Here is a 15,169-nt window from a genome sequence, read left to right as displayed (position 1 = left end):
GTTGAACGGAAAAGCGGCGTCGCCGGAAATACCGCGCGACGCCGCTCGAACACTCTTCACATGTTCGGATAGTTCGGCCCGCCGCCACCTTCCGGCGTCACCCAGACGATGTTCTGCGTCGGGTCCTTGATGTCGCATGTCTTGCAGTGCACGCAATTCTGCGCGTTGATCTGCAGACGATCCTCGTCGCTATCGTCCTTCACGAACTCGTACACGCCCGCAGGACAGAAACGGCTTTCCGGACCCGCATACGCGCGCAGATTCACGTTCACGGGCACGGTCGCGTCCTTCAGCGTCAAATGCGCCGGCTGATTTTCCTCGTGATTCGTGTTCGAGATGAACACCGAAGAGAGACGGTCGAACGTGAGCTTGCCGTCGGGCTTCGGATAGTCGATCGGCTTGCACTGCGACGCGGGCTTGAGCATCTCATGATCGCGATGCCGATGATGCAGCGTCCACGGCACCTTCCCGCCGAAGAGCTTCTGCTCGATGCCCACCATCAGCGTGCCGAGGTACAGGCCCTTGCTCATCCACTGCTTGAAATTGCGCGCGCGATGCAGTTCGTCGTGCAGCCACGATTTGCGGAACGCTTCGGGATACGCCGATAGCTCGTCGTGTTGACGATCGTCCTGAACGGCATCGAAGGCCGCTTCCGCTGCCTGCATGCCGGTCTTGATCGCCGCGTGGCTGCCCTTGATGCGCGATGCGTTCAGAAAGCCCGCGTTGTCGCCCACGAGCGCGCCGCCCGGAAAAACCAGCTTCGGCAACGACATCAATCCGCCCGCCGTGATGGCGCGCGCACCATACGACACACGCTTGCCGCCCTCGAGGAACTTGCGGATTTCCGGATGCGTCTTGTAGCGCTGAAACTCTTCGAACGGCGACAGATACGGGTTCGTATAAGCGAGGCCCACCACGAAGCCGACCATCACCTGGCTATTGTCGGTGTGATACAGATACGAGCCGCCATACGTATCCGATTCGAGCGGCCAGCCCGCCGTGTGGATCACGAGGCCCGGCTGATGCTTCGCCGGATCGATCTCCCACAACTCCTTCATGCCGATGCCATAAACCTGCGGATCCGAATCCTTGCTCAAATGAAGCCGCTCGTTGAGCTGCCGCCCGAGATGCCCGCGGCAGCCTTCGCAGAAGAGCGTGTACTTCGCGTGCAATTCCATGCCGAGCTGGAAGTTCTCGGTCGGCCGGCCGTCCTTGCCGATGCCCATGTTGCCGGTGGCCACGCCCTTCACCGAACCGTCGTCGTTGAAGAGAATCTCCGCTGCCGGAAAGCCCGGGAAGATTTCGACGCCCATCGCTTCGGCCACGGTTCCGAGCCAGCGCGTGACGTTCGCGAGGCTGATCACGTAGTTGCCGTGGTTCTTGAAGTTGTGAGGCAACATCCAGTTCGGCACCGCCTTCGCGCCGGTCGCCGAAAGAAACAAGAAGCGGTCTTCGGTCACCGGCACGTTCAGCGGCGCGCCCTGCTCCTTCCAGTCCGGGATCAGCTCGGAGAGCGCGCGCGGGTCCATGACTGCGCCGGAGAGAATATGCGCGCCGATTTCCGAGCCCTTTTCCAGCAGGCACACGCTGATGTCGGTGCCTTTCTCCTCGGCGAGCTGCTTGAGGCGAATCGCCGCCGAGAGGCCGGCCGGACCGCCGCCGACGATCACTACGTCGTATTCCATCGAATCGCGCATGAGCGCAAAGCCGTCTTGTTCAACAGTCGAGGTACTCACGAAGCCAAGCCTCCATGCCTGCCAATATTTGATTTACACAGCCGCGTCGGAAGCCGCCGCACTCACGCGACGCGCATCGCCGGCCGTCTGATATCCGGGGGAAAGACGCACCATGAACCGTCTTCATGCCGGAAGAACAACATCTCGCGGACGCCCGATGGATGCGTCGTCTCCACGCGAACGTAACGCCACGCGCGTCGACGGCAATGACCGAACGCAGTCACCCGCGCGTGCCGCTCCGGGCCCGTGCCGAGCCACTTTTCGACAAGGAAACGCAACGATCTACCGGTGGTTTGCATCGTTCACTCCGATAACGTCTGCATTCAGCGCGATGCCTTCAGCGGAACACCCGGCATGGCTGATTCGTGTAGCTAACGTATCGCCTTGCGCGGCCCGCCTCACCCCCCGACGTGGGTGGAATGCACCTTTCGCCGCCGATCCAGGCGCTCGAAAGAATCACGCCCCGCCGCTGCGCTCCCAATCGAAGCGCGCGGGCTCGCCCGCAAGGAACGCGGCCACCGCCTCGGCGTGCCACGGCGTCGTGGCGGCGAGGCCTTGCGCGCGGCATTCCATTTCGAGCGCGGCTTCGTACGACACGTCGAAGGACGTGTTGAGCATGCGTTTGGCGAGCGCGGTCGCTTCGCGCGGACCGGCGCTCAGGCGTCGGGCGAATCGCCGCGTCTCGTCGAGCAGCGATTCGGGCGCATGCACCGAATGCACGATGCGATGTCGCAATGCCTCTTCGACCGTCAGCCTGCGTGCCGTGAACGTCAGCTCTTTCGCCAGCGCCATGCCGACCATGCGCGGCAATTCGTATAACGCGCCGAGGTCGGGAATCAAGCCGATGCGCGCAAACGACATGCAGAAGAACGCGCGCGTCGAAGCCAGCACGAAATCCGCCGCCAAAGCGAGCGAGAAGCCGGCTCCGGCGGCAGGACCATCGACCGCTGCGATCACGGGAATGTCGAGATGGCGCAGCCTTCGCAGCCATGTGTGCATGTCCTGTACGCGGCGGCTCATTGCATCGGCGCTTCGGGTGGAAGGATCAGCGTGTTCATGAAGCGCCTTGAGCGCCTTCAGGTCGCCGCCCGCGCAAAAACTGCCTCCCGATCCGGTGACGATCAACACGCGGATTGCCCGATCCTTCTCCACGATATCCAGCATGTCGGCATAGTCGAGCCGCAACGCTTCGGAAAATGCGTTCCGGATATCCGGGCGCTGATGCGTGAATTCCGCGATGCCTCGCGTGATGACGAGTTGCGAATCGCGCAACGGTATCAGCGAGGTGTCCATGAGCAAATCGCCATGCGTTGATCGGCGGCTATCGCGAGCGGCATAGAACGAAGAGGCTTGCTATTTCGCGTCGCGCGGCGTGTCGTTCCAATACGGTTCGCGCAGATCCTTCTTGAGAATCTTGCCGGCGCCCGAGAGCGGCAGCGCGGTGCGAAACTCCACCGACTTCGGACACTTGTAGCCCGCGACGAACTCGCGGCAATGCTCGCGCAACGCGTCTTCGTCCAACTGCGCGCCGGGCTTGAGCACGACCACGGCATGCACCGCCTCGCCCCAATGCTCGTGCGGCACGCCGATCACCGCGCACATCGCCACGGCCGGATGGCGCGCGATCACGTTCTCGATTTCCGCGGAGTAGACGTTCTCGCCGCCGCTCACGATCATGTCCTTGATCCGATCGACGATGAACACGTAGCCCTGCTCGTCCATGTAGCCGCCGTCGCCGGTGCGGGACCAGCCGTTGCGCATGGCGCGCGCCGTTTCCTCCGGCTTGTTCCAGTAGCCCGGCGTGATATTGGGTCCGCGCACGACGATCTCGCCGACCGTGCCGCGCGGCACTTCGCGTCCCTCGCCGTCCATGATGCGAATGGTCACGCCGATCCCGCCGCGCCCCACCGACCGCGACAATCCGCTGCGGCGGGCCGCCTCGCTGTGATTCTCGGGTGGATTGCTGCACACGACAGGACACGTCTCGGTCAGCCCGTAGCTGTGCGAAAGCTCGATGCCCGGAAGCTGCGCGAGCAACTGCTCGACCATCTGCCCCGCGCTCGGCGACGCGCCGTAGTAGAGCCTGTGCAAGCTCTTCAGGTTATAGCGGGAGATGTCGGGATGCGTGAGCAGCGCGTGAATCATCGTCGGCACGAGCACGGATTCGGTCACGCCTTCGCGTTCGATGGTCGCGAGCAATTCGGTTGCGTCGAACGATGGCACCAGCACGTGCGTGCCGCCCGCGAGGAACTGCGTGACGACCCGCCCCAGCCCGGCAATGTGAAACAGCGGCGCGACGTGCATTACCACGCTGTTGGGCGGCTGCGGCATCTCGGCGAGACGCGGCACGCAACCGGACCACAGGTTCAGATGCGTCTGCATCACACCTTTCGGAAAGCCCGTGGTGCCGCCGGTGTACATGATGCAGGCGAGATCGCCGCCGCCGCGCCAGGCATCGTCGATGGGCGATGTCGTGCCGATCAGCGTCTCGAACGACAGCATGCCGTCCGGGGCCGCGCCGTCGCCGACGTAGATCAGCGTGGGCGGATGCTTCGCGCGCCGGCGGATGGCATCGACGTGATGCTGGAACGCTTCATCGACGAAAAGGATGCGCGTGTCGCAGTCATCGAGCGAATAGACGATTTCCGGCACGCTCCAGCGCACGTTGATGGGATTGAGCACGCCGCCCGCCCACCACACGCCCATCATGTACTCGACATACCGGTCCGAATTCGGCGCGAGCATGGCGACCCGGTCGCCCGGCGCCATGCCAAGGCCCACCAGCGCACCCGCGAGGCGCGCGACGCGATCGCTCAACTCGCCGTAGCTGCGCCGGCGGCCGCGAAAGATGGTCGCCGTGCGTTGCGGATATTGCTGAAGCGCGCGATGAAGGCATTGGGTCAGGTACATCTGAATCGTCTCCGTTGGTGTTTTCCACGTCGGGACGCGCCGCCCTGAAATGGAAAGTATCGTCTGCGCCCATATTGCGCCCGCGATTCGAAAGCGCCGCCCCCTCGACTCAGGGGGCATCGAAACGAAGCACGCGCTTAAGTTCCGCTTCGATTTTTCGCGTGCGCCTCATGCACGTCATGCGCCTTTTCCGCCCGTGATTTAAGTCCCGTCGTCATCGCCCCCCGCGTCGGGGAGTGGCCGCGCGCGGGCCGCTAGCGATGATTCGATCACACGGGTGTCGTCCCGGACCGCCCTGATCCGCCCGGCAGCATGACCCATCACGCATACGAGACCGCGAGGTAAGCATGACCCGAACGCCAATCCCCTATGGCATCACCGGCTACGGCGGCTATGTGCCGCGCCTGCGCATGCAACGCGCGGCGATCGCCGACGCGCATCGCTGGATTAGCGGCGCGGCCGGCGCATCGCCCAAAGGCGAACGCGCTTTCTGCAGCTGGGACGAGGACAGCGTCACGATGGCCGTCGAAGCGGCCCGCGACGCGCTCGATCAGCGTCAGCGCATCGGCATCGACGCGCTGACGCTCGCCACCACGCGCCCCGCCTTCGCCGATCTGCAAAGCGCGAGCATCGTCGCCGGCGCGCTTGAGCTTCCGGCCAGCGTGCGCACGCTCGAAATCGGGCAATCGCAGCGCGCGGGCGTCAGCGGCCTGCTGAACCACCTGCTCGCGGCGCGCGAGAACGTGCTGTTCGTCGCGAGCGATCATCCGTCGGCGAAGCCCGCCAGCGCGCAGGAACTCACCTACGGCGCGGGCGCCGCTGCGTTCACGCTCGGCAGCGAAGGCGTGATCGCGGAACTCGTCGGCAGTGCGAGCGAAACGGCGCTCTTCGTCGATCATTTCCGCGCCGCCGACGGCAAGTACGACTACTACTGGGAAGAGCGCTGGATTCGCGACGAAGGCTACGCGAAGATCGTCCCCGCCGCGGTCAAGGCCGCGCTCGACAACGCGGGCGTGCCGGCCGACGCCATCGCCCATTTCGTTTTCGCCGCGCCGCTCAAGGGCGTGGGCGCGACCGTGGCGAAGCGCATCGGCATTGCAGCCGATGCCGTCGCCGACCATCTCGACGAACGATGCGGCCACGCGGGCGCCGCGCATCCGTGTCTCATGCTCGCCGCCACGCTCGAACGCGCGAAACCCGGCGATCTCATCGTCGTCGCGGGCTTCGGCCAGGGCTGCGACGTGCTCGTGCTGAAGGCGACGGACAACATCGCGTCGTTCAAACCGCGCCGGGGCGTGAGGCAAGCCATCGCGGACGCGCAGGTGCACGGCGACTATCTGCGCATGCTCTCGTACGACAACGCCATCGACCTCGAATGGGGCATGCGCGCCGAGAAGCAGGTCAAGACCGCGTTCACCGAGCAATACCGCAGCGCGCATCAGCTCGGCGGCTTCGTCGCGGGCAAGTGCGGCTGCTGCGGCACGGTGCAATTCCCGCAGCTCGCGTATTGCGTGAACGCCAGTTGCAACGCGCCCGCCGCGCAGTTCGAGCCGACATCCCTCTACGACGTCAGCGCGCAAGTCCTGACCATGACGGCCGACTGGCTCTCCTACCACCCCGCCCCGCCGCTTTACGTGGGCTTCGTGCAATTCGACAACGGCGCGCGCGTGCTCATGGAAGTCACCGATGTCGGCGCCGCCGGTCTCGATGTCGGCACGCCGCTGCGCATGGTGTTCCGCATCAAGGACATCGACCGGGCGCGCAACTATCCGCGCTATTTCTGGAAAGCCACGCCGCTCGCGGCATAACGGAGCCGACAATCATGGCAAACGGTATCAAGGACAAGGTCGCCATCATCGGCATGGGCTGCACGCGGTTCGGCGAGCGCTGGGACGCGGGGACGCACGACCTGCTGGCGGAAGCATTCGACGAAGCGCTCGCGGACGCGGGCATCGGCCGCAACGAGATCGGCGCGGCGTGGTACGGCTCGTGTCTCGACGCGGTGAACGTCGGCAACTCGGCCATTCCGGCTTCGCTCGCGCTGCGGCTGGACGGCATTCCGTTCAGCCGCATGGAGAACATGTGCGCGACGGGCACCGAGGCGCTGCGCGGCGCGGCGTACGCGGTCGCTTCGGGCGCGGTGGACATCGCGCTCGCCATCGGCGCGGAGAAGCTCAAGGACACCGGCTACGGCGGGCTGCCGCCCACGTACAAGGGCACCATGAACGACCTGTGGCTGCCGCTCGGCTCCGCGCCGGCGGGCTTCGCGCAACTGGCGGACGGCTATCGCACGCGGCACGGCATCGCGAAGGACGAACTCAAGCGCGCGCTGGCCCGCGTGTCGTGGAAGAGCCATCAGAACGGCGTGCTGAGTCCGAAGGCGCATCTGCGCAAAGCCGTGACGATGGAGCAGATTCTCGGCGCGCCGATCATCGCTGAACCGCTCGGCCTCTTCGATTGCTGCGGCGTCAGCGACGGCGCGGCGGCGGCTATCGTCACGACGCCGGAAATCGCCCGCGCGCTCGGCCGCCGCGACATGGTGACGATCAAGGCCATTCAGTTGAGCGTGAGTTCGGGCATCGAATCGACGACGAACGTGTGGGACGGCAGCCACGTGCGCAACACGCGCAACGCGGCGCAACGCGCGTATGCCGAGGCCGGCATCACGAATCCGCGCGAACAGCTCGACCTGATCGAAGTGCACGACTGCTTCTCCATCACCGAACTGGTGACGATGGAAGACCTCTTCATCTCCGAAGCCGGACGCGCCGTGCACGACGTGCTCGACGGCTTCTACGACCGCGACGGCGGCGTGCCCTGCCAGATCGACGGCGGCCTGAAATGCTTCGGCCATCCCATCGCGGCGTCGGGCCTGCGCATGGCCTACGAAATCTACAACCAGTTGCAGGACCGCGCGGGCGAACGCCAGTTGAAGTCGCCCGCCATCGGACTCACGCACAACCTGGGCGGCGTCCCGTATCAGGGCATCGCGGCCATCGGCGTGCTGGGGCTGCACCACTCATAACGGATCGTCAGGATTCCGACTCAAGGAGGAGTACACAATGGGCTTGCTCGAAGGAAAGGTTGTCATCGTGACCGGCGCGGGCGCCGGTGTCGGCAAGGGCATCGCGTGCGAGGCCGCGCGTCAGGGCGCGCGCGTCGTCGTGAACGACATCGGCGTGAACATCGACGGCTCGGGCGGCAGCGCCGGCCCCGCGCAGCAGACCGTCGACGAAATCCGCGCGGCGGGCGGCGAAGCCGTCGCCAATACCGACAGCGTGGCCGAATGGCCGTCGGCGCAGAAGATCGTCCAGCAAGCGCTCGATACCTTCGGCCGCATCGACGCCGTGGTCAACAACGCGGGCAATCTGCGCGACACGGTGTTTCACCGCATGACCGAAGACGAATTCGACGCCGTCGTGCGCGTGCATCTGAAAGGCACGTGGAACGTGTCGCGCTCGGCCGCGCCGCATTTCAAGTCGCAGGAAAGCGGCGCCTTCGTGCACATGACATCGACCTCGGGATTGATCGGCAACTTCGGCCAGGCCAACTACGCCGCCGCGAAGATGGGCATCGTGGGGCTGTCGAAGTCCATCGCCATCGACATGCAGCGCTTCAACGTGCGCTCGAACTGCATCGCCCCGTTCGCGTTCACGCGCATGGTCGGCAGCGTGCCGACCGAATCGGACGAAGCGAAAGAGCGCATGAAGGTCTACATGACGATGGAGTCGGGCAAGATCGCGCCGTTCACGCTCGCCCTGCTCACCGACCAGGCGAAGCACGTCAACGGTCAAATCTTCGGCGTGCGCAACAACGAAATCTATCTGTTCTCGCAGCCCCGCCCCATCCGCACCGCGCACACGGCGGAAGGCTGGACGGTGCAATCGTGCGTGGAGCGCGCCATTCCGATGTTCGAGAAATCGTTCTTCCCGCTCGAACTCTCGCGCGACGTCTTCGCCTGGGACCCGGTCTGACCAAGGCCGCGCGAAGCCCCAAGCAAAGGAACAGCAGACATGGATTTCCAGCCTGATCGAAACCTCGAGGCCTTCCGGCAGACCGTGCGCGCCTTCTTGCGCGAACGCCTGCCCGCGGACCTCGTTCGCCCGCTGCGCACCGGCACGCGTTCGGCGCGCGAGGACGTGACGCGCTGGCAGCGCATCCTCAACGAACAGGGTTGGGGCACGCCTTCGTGGCCCGCCGAGCATGGCGGTCCCGGCTGGAGCGTTCAGGAGCGTCTCGTTTTCGACGAAGAGTGCATCGCGGCCGGCGCGCCGACTCAGGACGGCGGTGCACAAAAGCTCCTCGGTCCCGTGCTCAACGCGTTCGGCACGCCGGCGCAGAAAGCCGCGCATCTTCCGTTGCTCCTGAGCGGCGAGCGTCAATGGTGCCAGGGCTTCTCCGAGCCGGGCTCGGGCTCCGACCTCGCATCGCTGCGCACGCGCGCGGATCGGGTCACGGACGACGAAGGCGACCACTATGTCGTCAACGGCCAGAAGATCTGGACGAGCTACGCGCATCGGGCCGACTGGATCTTCATGCTCGTGCGCACCGATCAGGACGCGAAGAAGCAGGCCGGCATCAGCTTCCTTCTCGTCGACATGAAGACGCCCGGCATCACCGTGCGCCCGATTCGCAGCATCGACGACTGTCATCACCTGAACGAGACGTTCTTCGACAACGTGCGCGTGCCGGTATCGAACCGCGTGGGCGCCGAGGGCGAAGGCTGGGCGATCACCAAGTTCCTGCTCAACAACGAGCACGCATCGACCGCCGACCTGCCGGTGCTCAGGCGCTATCTGAAGCAGCTGCGGTCATTGGCCGTGCGCGCGCGCGACGGCGAGCGGCCGCTCTTCGAGCGCACGAGCTTCGCCTTGCGGCTCGCGCGCCTCGAAGCCGAGACGAACGCCATCGTGATGATGGTGCAGCGCGTGGCCGCGCTCGAACAGGACCACAGTTCCGCCGCGCACGCGATGGGCTCGATTCTCAAGATACGCGCCACCGAGCTGCAACAGCAGTTGAGCGCGTTCCTGGTGGAATCGCTCGGCGATCACGGGGCGATCGCGTATCCGGGACCCCAGGAGAAAAGCGCCGCAGCGCTGCCGATGCAGGAGCACGGCCGCGGTCTCGCGAACGAAATGTTCTTCCGCCGCGCCTCCACGATCTACGGCGGCACGAGCGAAGTCCAGCGCGGCATCGTCGCACGCGCACTGTTCCAGTTCTGACAACCAGCACACGACATCGAACTCGAGGAATCCGCATGAAGAGTTATCAAAAGATTGCCGATTTGCGGCCGCTCGTCGGCGAAGTGATCGGCACGAGCAACTGGATCGCAATCGAGCAGTCCCGCGTCAACCTGTTCGCCGACGCAACGGGCGACTATCAGTGGATTCACGTCGAACCCGAGCGCGCGAAAAACGGCCCGTTCGGCGGTCCGATCGCGCACGGCTTTCTCACGCTGAGCCTGCTGCCCGTGTTCTCGTCGACGGCGTTTCATATCGTCGAAAGCAGCATGGGCGTGAACTACGGCCTCGACAAAGTGCGCTTCCCCGCTCCGGTGCCGGTGGGCAGCCTGGTGCGCGCGCATTTCAGGCTGCTCTCGTGGGAGCCGCTCGATAACGACGGCGCGCAGATCAAGATCGAAATGACGGTCGAGCGCGAAGGCGCGACCAAGCCGGTCTGCGTCGCCGAATCGATCATGCGGCGCTATCCCTGAGATCCGGGCAGCCGCAAACCAATCAACGAGTCATGGAGGAACAACAATGGATCTGGGACTGAAAGATCGCGTGGCGATCGTGACGGGCTCCGCACGCGGCATCGGCGCGGAAACGGCGCGCATGCTGGCGAGTGAAGGCATGGCCGTGGTGATCACCGATCTCGACCTCGATGCCGCGACGGAAACTGCGCGTCATATCGAATCGAACGGCGGCAAGGCGATTGCCGTGCAATGCGACGTGCGCAGCGAAGAGCAAGTGCGCAAGATGGTCGGCGCGGGCGTCGAGGCGTTCGGGCGCATGGACGTGCTGGTCAACAACGCGGGCCTCGTGAAGGATCGCACGCTGTTGAAGATGGAAGAAGCCGACTTCGATCTCGTGCTCAACGTCACGCTCAAAGGCGCGTTCCATTGCTGCCGCGCCGTGCTGCCGCACATGCATGAACGGGGCTGGGGCCGCATCGTCAATATCACGTCGCGTGCGCTCTTCGGCAATCCGGGCCAGGCGAACTACTCGAGCGCGAAAGCGGGCCTCGTCGGGTTCACGCGCGCGCTGTCGCTCGAACAGGCGCGCAAGGGCGTGACGGTGAACGCCATCGCGCCGGGCTTCATCGAAACGGAATACATTCAAAGCCTGCCGAACTACGACACCATCCGTGAGAACGCGCTCGCGAAGAACGCGGTGACGTTCGCCGGACAAACCAGCGACATCGCGGGCGCGGTCGCCTTCATGGCCTCCGAGCACGCGCGCTATATCACCGGCACGACGCTCTTCGTGACGGGAGGCCGCTATGGCTGATCTCGCCTGCGACGTCGACGGCCTCGACAGCGACCAGCAACTGCTGCGCGACAACATCCGCCGCTATCTGAAGCAACACGTGACGCCGCGCATTCAGCAGGCGGAGCGCGACAAGCGTTTCCCGCATGAAGTGCTGACCGGTCTCGGCGATTTCGGCTATCTCGGCGGCCACCTGAGCGAAGCGGACGGCGGCCTCGGCATCGACTATTTGACGTGGGCCGTGATGATGGAAGAAGCCGGCTATTGCTGGCTCTCGCTGCGCATCCTGCTCAATGGCTTGAACATCGTCTCGGGCATCATCAACGCCTACGGCACCGAAGATCAGAAAGAGCGTTTCATGCGGCCGCTGCTGCGCAACGAGCGCAAGACGTTCGTGTCGATCTCGGAGCCGGATGTCGGATCGAACGTCGCCGAAATCAAGACGCGCGCCGACAAGCGCGGCGATCGTTACGTGTTGAACGGCAGCAAGCTGTGGATCACGAACGGTCTCTTCGCGGACTTCGGCATTGTCGTGGCGCGCACGTTTAGCGAGACTTGCGACGGCGCGCTTTCGCTCTTTCTCGTCGACCGCAGCGAGACGACGTTCGACGTGAGCCCGGTCGAAACGATGTTCGCGCGCAGCACCGGCACCGCCGCGTTCACGTTCGAGAACGCGGAGATTCCCGCCGCGAATCTGATCGGCGAGGAAGGCGCGGGCTTGCGGCAGATTCTGATCGGACTGAACTTCGGACGCCTCAACGTGGCGATGGGCGCGGTCGGCGCGGCGCAGAGCGCGCTGGACCTTTCCATCGAGTATGCGAAGCAGCGCAAGCAGTTCGGGCGCGCAATCGGTTCGTTCCAATTGGTGCAGAAGCATATCGTCGATATGACCGCGAAAACGCTGGCCGCGCGCGCGCTGGGGTATCGCGCTGCACGCGCCATGCAGAACGGCACGGCGCGCACGGAATGCTCGATTGCCAAGCTCTACGCGACCGAAGCCGCCTTCGAAGTGGCGAACCACGCGCTTCAGGTGCACGGCGGCATGGGCTACGCGACCGAGCTTCCGATCGAACGCATCTTCCGCGATACGCGCGGCGGCATGATCCCGGAAGGGACGACGGAAATCCAGACACTCATCATCGGGCGCGAGATTCTCGGCATCTCGGCGCTGACCTAAGGAGACACAGCATGACCGAAACCAACGTCCTCGACGAGATCGCGAAAGCGTCGATCTACTGGGAAGATCTCACGCCGGGCACCACCTACACCACGTCTTCGCGCACGATCACGGAAGGCGACGTGGCCGCGTTCGCCGCGCTCACGGGCGACTTCAACAAGGTGCACGTCGATGCCGAGTACGCGAAAGGCACCATTTTCGGTCAGCGCATCGCGCACGGCATGCTCGTGGCATCGTTCATGGCCGGGCTGACTTCGCGCTCGATTCCGAATCAGTTGATGGAAGGCGCGCTCTTTAGCGTGCTCGAAAACCGGCTGAAGTTTCCGAAGCCGTCGTTCATCGGCGATACGCTGCGCGTGGAAATCGAAGTGGTCGAGCAGCGCGAAACGAGCCGGCCGGACCGCGGCATCATCGCGTTCATGCGTCGCGGGATCAATCAGCGCAACGAAGTCGTCGCCGAGATGGCCGCCACGTGCCTCTTCAAGCGACGCACGCCGGCGAACACACAGTGAAGCGGGAGACAAGCTCATGGTAAAGACCGAAATCGGCTACACGACCACCGATACCATCATGGTGCGCGGCCTCAATCTGTCGACGGAAATCATCGGCAAGTTCGATTTCATCGACATGATCTTTTTCACGACGCTCGGCCGCAAGCCCGAGCCGCGCGAGAAGACCATGGTCAATGCGCTGCTCGTCACCACGGCGGATCACGGCATCACGCCGAGTTCCCTCGCGGGCCGGCTGACTTATATCGGCGCGCCGGAAGCGCTGCAGGGCGCGGTCGCGGCGGGCCTGCTCGGCGCGGGCAGCGTGTTTCTCGGCACAATGCAGAACGCCGCCGAAATGCTGATCGAAGGCGCGAAAGGCCTGCCGGGCGATGCCGGCGACGAGCAGATCCGCGAAGCCGCGCGCAATGTGATCCGCCAGCACAAGGAGCAGCGTCGCGCGATTTACGGCGTGGGGCATCCGATTCACATCGACGGCGACCCGCGCGTGCCCACGCTGCGCGAACTCGCGCGCGAGAACGGCTATTACGACGTGCACTGGCGGCTGATGGATGCGATTGCATACGTGCTCACGCAAGAGCAGAAGAAGCCGCTTCCGCTGAACGCGGTCGGCGCGATCGCGGCCATCGTCGCCGCGATGGGTCTCGATCCGCTGATCGCGCGCGGTCTGTCGCTCGTCGGCCGCTCGGCGGGTCTTCTCGCCCACATCATGGAAGAGAAGAGCGCGCCGATGGCCCGCGAAGCCTGGCAGCTCGTGTTGCGAGACGATCCGCGCAACGTCCTGCCGTGACATCGCCTTCTGCCCCGCGCCAACGCGCGGGGCAGCGCATTCTCACTCGTGGAAAAGGAAGCGCTTACGTGACTACATCCTCCGTCACACGACGGCTCATGCACACACGCACGATGAGCTGCAACGGCTATCTTCGCAGCGACGGCCTCTTCGACGTCGAGGGCGAACTGCGCGACATCACGCCGATCGAGACCGACCTGCTCTTCAAACTCGTGCCGGCGGGCGAGCCGATCCATCACATGCGCATCGTCATGACGCTCGATACCGCGATGGTGATTCAGGACGTGTCGGCGCATATCGAGGCAGGGCCGACCGTTTATTGCGTGGACATCGAATCGGCTTATGCGGGTCTCAAGGGCATGCAGATCGGCGCGGGATTTCGCAAGCAGATCAAGGCGGTCGTCGGCGGCGTGAACGGCTGCACGCATCTGACCGAACTGCTGGGATTGATCGCCAATACGGCGATGCAGACACGCTTCGCCGTGGGCCGCGTGGAGCGCAACGGACGCCGTCCCGCCGATGAATCCGGAACCATGAATCCGCCCGCGATCATCAATAGCTGCTACACGAATCGCGCGGACGGTGAAGCCATGAAGGTCCTCTGGCCGATGCACAGGCGGCCGGCGAACTGAAAGCGGCAAGCGAAATCAGCCGGGCGCGCGGTTTCGCTTCAACTGAAAGGAAACGGCGACGCGGTCGGCGGGATAACGCGTATCGGTGATTTCGAGAATGCGGCCGTCATGGCGTCGATAGTGGCGAATGATGCGCAGCCCGGCTGTGTCGGCTTCGACGCGCAGACGCTTTGCCAGCGGCGCGTCGATCAATTCGCCCTTGACGATCTGCGTGATCTGCTCGAACGGCTGCCCGCTGTCACGCTCGATGATCGCGCTGACCAGTTCCTCGGGACGGCGGCGAATCTCGTCGACGAGATGCTCGAACGCGGCATCGATATAAATGTCCGCCCACGCGATGGGCGCCGCCCGCTTCCCGCCTTCCACGCGCAAACCTGAAAGGCGTATCCACTGACTGCCGGGAGGCGCTCCGAGACTGCGGGCCAGCGCGCGATCCAGCTTGACCGATGACACCGACTCGATGGCGCGCACTTCGGTCGCCGCGACGCGCGTAAGGTCTTCCAGCGTCTCGAAGGATTGCGTGAACACCGTTCTCGGATTCGCGCTTTCGATAATCGTGCCGACCGATTTCCTGCGCGAGATGTAGCCCAAGTCCTGAAGCATCTTGAGCGATGCCCGCACGGTGTGGCGGCTCACGCCGTGCAGTTCGGCCAGTTCCGGCTCCGTGGGCAAGAGGCTTCCCACCGCATACTGCCCGCCGGAAATGGCCTTCACGAGCGATTGCGCGAGTTCGGCGTAGCGGGTGGTCGGCATGGAGGGACTGACGGGATGGTGGGTGGGCTTCGCGCGCATCGTTGGCTGAATCGTCATTGCGTAGGCGCGGGGCGCGGGTTCGCAGAAGCATCGATTGTATGCGGCGTCTCGCAGCAGACGACAAGTTGTCGTCGCAAGACTCACGGACGCGATGCCGTCACGTTCATTCGATCA

14 protein-coding genes are annotated in these 15,169 nt (G+C 64.6%); 10 read left to right on the top strand and 4 right to left on the bottom strand.

Going from position 1 to position 15,169, the window contains the following annotated elements:
- Positions 1–56 precede the first annotated feature (56 nt).
- The 3 genes from AWB72_RS05245 to AWB72_RS05230 form a co-directional block, all read right to left on the bottom strand.
- Positions 57–1,697, bottom strand: coding sequence for an electron transfer flavoprotein-ubiquinone oxidoreductase (locus AWB72_RS05245; protein ID WP_208863114.1), 1,641 nt, complete (start codon positions 1,695–1,697; stop codon positions 57–59).
- A gap of 495 nt (positions 1,698–2,192) precedes the next feature.
- Positions 2,193–3,029 (bottom strand): enoyl-CoA hydratase/isomerase family protein, encoded by an 837-nt coding sequence (locus AWB72_RS05235; protein WP_040048890.1) that lies wholly within the window; start codon positions 3,027–3,029, stop codon positions 2,193–2,195.
- Positions 3,030–3,089: 60 nt separating this feature from the next.
- Positions 3,090–4,646 carry an acyl-CoA synthetase gene (locus AWB72_RS05230; protein WP_087127887.1) on the bottom strand — a complete coding sequence of 519 codons (1,557 nt, stop codon included), beginning with the start codon at positions 4,644–4,646 and terminating at the stop codon, positions 3,090–3,092.
- Positions 4,647–4,993: 347 nt separating this feature from the next.
- Between AWB72_RS05230 and AWB72_RS05225 the strand changes: the two genes are divergently transcribed.
- The 10 genes from AWB72_RS05225 (at position 4,994) to AWB72_RS05180 (ending at position 14,242) form a co-directional block, all read left to right on the top strand.
- Positions 4,994–6,454 (top strand): 3-oxoacyl-[acyl-carrier-protein] synthase III C-terminal domain-containing protein, encoded by a 1,461-nt coding sequence (locus AWB72_RS05225; protein ID WP_040048892.1) that lies wholly within the window; start codon positions 4,994–4,996, stop codon positions 6,452–6,454.
- 14 nt (positions 6,455–6,468) lie between these two features.
- Positions 6,469–7,671: an acetyl-CoA acetyltransferase gene (locus tag AWB72_RS05220; protein WP_040048893.1), complete on the top strand. Its 1,203-nt coding sequence runs from the start codon at positions 6,469–6,471 to the stop codon at positions 7,669–7,671.
- 37 nt (positions 7,672–7,708) lie between these two features.
- On the top strand, positions 7,709–8,620 hold the full coding sequence (locus AWB72_RS05215; protein ID WP_208863104.1) for an SDR family NAD(P)-dependent oxidoreductase: 912 nt from the start codon (positions 7,709–7,711) through the stop codon (positions 8,618–8,620).
- Between the two features lie 39 nt (positions 8,621–8,659).
- Positions 8,660–9,868 carry an acyl-CoA dehydrogenase family protein gene (locus tag AWB72_RS05210; protein WP_040048894.1) on the top strand — a complete coding sequence of 403 codons (1,209 nt, stop codon included), beginning with the start codon at positions 8,660–8,662 and terminating at the stop codon, positions 9,866–9,868.
- Between the two features lie 35 nt (positions 9,869–9,903).
- Entirely contained in the window at positions 9,904–10,359 is a 456-nt protein-coding gene (locus AWB72_RS05205) for a MaoC family dehydratase (protein WP_040048895.1), read from the top strand.
- Positions 10,360–10,405: 46 nt separating this feature from the next.
- A complete protein-coding gene (locus AWB72_RS05200; protein WP_040048896.1) occupies positions 10,406–11,155 on the top strand; it encodes an SDR family NAD(P)-dependent oxidoreductase in 750 nt (249 codons plus the stop codon).
- Positions 11,148–12,311: an acyl-CoA dehydrogenase family protein gene (locus tag AWB72_RS05195; protein ID WP_052449705.1), complete on the top strand. Its 1,164-nt coding sequence runs from the start codon at positions 11,148–11,150 to the stop codon at positions 12,309–12,311. The genes AWB72_RS05200 and AWB72_RS05195 overlap by 8 nt, the downstream gene beginning before the upstream one ends.
- Before the next feature lie 11 nt (positions 12,312–12,322).
- Positions 12,323–12,823, top strand: a complete 501-nt coding sequence (locus AWB72_RS05190) for a MaoC family dehydratase (RefSeq protein ID WP_040048897.1) — start codon at positions 12,323–12,325, stop codon at positions 12,821–12,823.
- A 16-nt stretch (positions 12,824–12,839) separates the two neighbouring features.
- Positions 12,840–13,610 carry a citryl-CoA lyase gene (locus AWB72_RS05185; RefSeq protein WP_040048898.1) on the top strand — a complete coding sequence of 257 codons (771 nt, stop codon included), beginning with the start codon at positions 12,840–12,842 and terminating at the stop codon, positions 13,608–13,610.
- Positions 13,611–13,708: 98 nt separating this feature from the next.
- The gene (locus tag AWB72_RS05180; protein WP_052449706.1) at positions 13,709–14,242 is read left to right on the top strand and encodes a DUF2889 domain-containing protein; all 534 of its coding nucleotides are present in this window, start codon (positions 13,709–13,711) and stop codon (positions 14,240–14,242) included.
- 15 nt (positions 14,243–14,257) lie between these two features.
- Here the strand turns inward: AWB72_RS05180 and AWB72_RS05175 are convergent, their stop codons facing one another.
- A complete protein-coding gene (locus tag AWB72_RS05175) occupies positions 14,258–15,052 on the bottom strand; it encodes a GntR family transcriptional regulator (protein ID WP_084592728.1) in 795 nt (264 codons plus the stop codon).
- Positions 15,053–15,169 lie beyond the last annotated feature (117 nt).

This window comes from Caballeronia concitans (genome assembly GCF_001544615.1).
In the GTDB taxonomy this organism is placed as follows: domain Bacteria; phylum Pseudomonadota; class Gammaproteobacteria; order Burkholderiales; family Burkholderiaceae; genus Caballeronia; species Caballeronia concitans.
Note: the sequence above shows the minus strand (reverse complement) of the source record. Positions and strands in the feature narration are given on the sequence as shown.

Excerpts from the sequence above, each read along its gene's own strand:
- AWB72_RS05245 (WP_208863114.1), bottom strand. The coding sequence starts at position 1,697 with ATGCGCGATTCGATGGAATACGACGTAGTGATCGTCGGCGGCGGTCCG.
- AWB72_RS05235 (WP_040048890.1), bottom strand. The coding sequence starts at position 3,029 with ATGGACACCTCGCTGATACCGTTGCGCGATTCGCAACTCGTCATCACG.
- AWB72_RS05230 (WP_087127887.1), bottom strand. The coding sequence starts at position 4,646 with ATGTACCTGACCCAATGCCTTCATCGCGCGCTTCAGCAATATCCGCAA.
- AWB72_RS05225 (WP_040048892.1), top strand. The coding sequence starts at position 4,994 with ATGACCCGAACGCCAATCCCCTATGGCATCACCGGCTACGGCGGCTAT.
- AWB72_RS05220 (WP_040048893.1), top strand. The coding sequence starts at position 6,469 with ATGGCAAACGGTATCAAGGACAAGGTCGCCATCATCGGCATGGGCTGC.
- AWB72_RS05215 (WP_208863104.1), top strand. The coding sequence starts at position 7,709 with ATGGGCTTGCTCGAAGGAAAGGTTGTCATCGTGACCGGCGCGGGCGCC.
- AWB72_RS05210 (WP_040048894.1), top strand. The coding sequence starts at position 8,660 with ATGGATTTCCAGCCTGATCGAAACCTCGAGGCCTTCCGGCAGACCGTG.
- AWB72_RS05205 (WP_040048895.1), top strand. The coding sequence starts at position 9,904 with ATGAAGAGTTATCAAAAGATTGCCGATTTGCGGCCGCTCGTCGGCGAA.
- AWB72_RS05200 (WP_040048896.1), top strand. The coding sequence starts at position 10,406 with ATGGATCTGGGACTGAAAGATCGCGTGGCGATCGTGACGGGCTCCGCA.
- AWB72_RS05195 (WP_052449705.1), top strand. The coding sequence starts at position 11,148 with ATGGCTGATCTCGCCTGCGACGTCGACGGCCTCGACAGCGACCAGCAA.
- AWB72_RS05190 (WP_040048897.1), top strand. The coding sequence starts at position 12,323 with ATGACCGAAACCAACGTCCTCGACGAGATCGCGAAAGCGTCGATCTAC.
- AWB72_RS05185 (WP_040048898.1), top strand. The coding sequence starts at position 12,840 with ATGGTAAAGACCGAAATCGGCTACACGACCACCGATACCATCATGGTG.
- AWB72_RS05180 (WP_052449706.1), top strand. The coding sequence starts at position 13,709 with ATGCACACACGCACGATGAGCTGCAACGGCTATCTTCGCAGCGACGGC.
- AWB72_RS05175 (WP_084592728.1), bottom strand. The coding sequence starts at position 15,052 with ATGACGATTCAGCCAACGATGCGCGCGAAGCCCACCCACCATCCCGTC.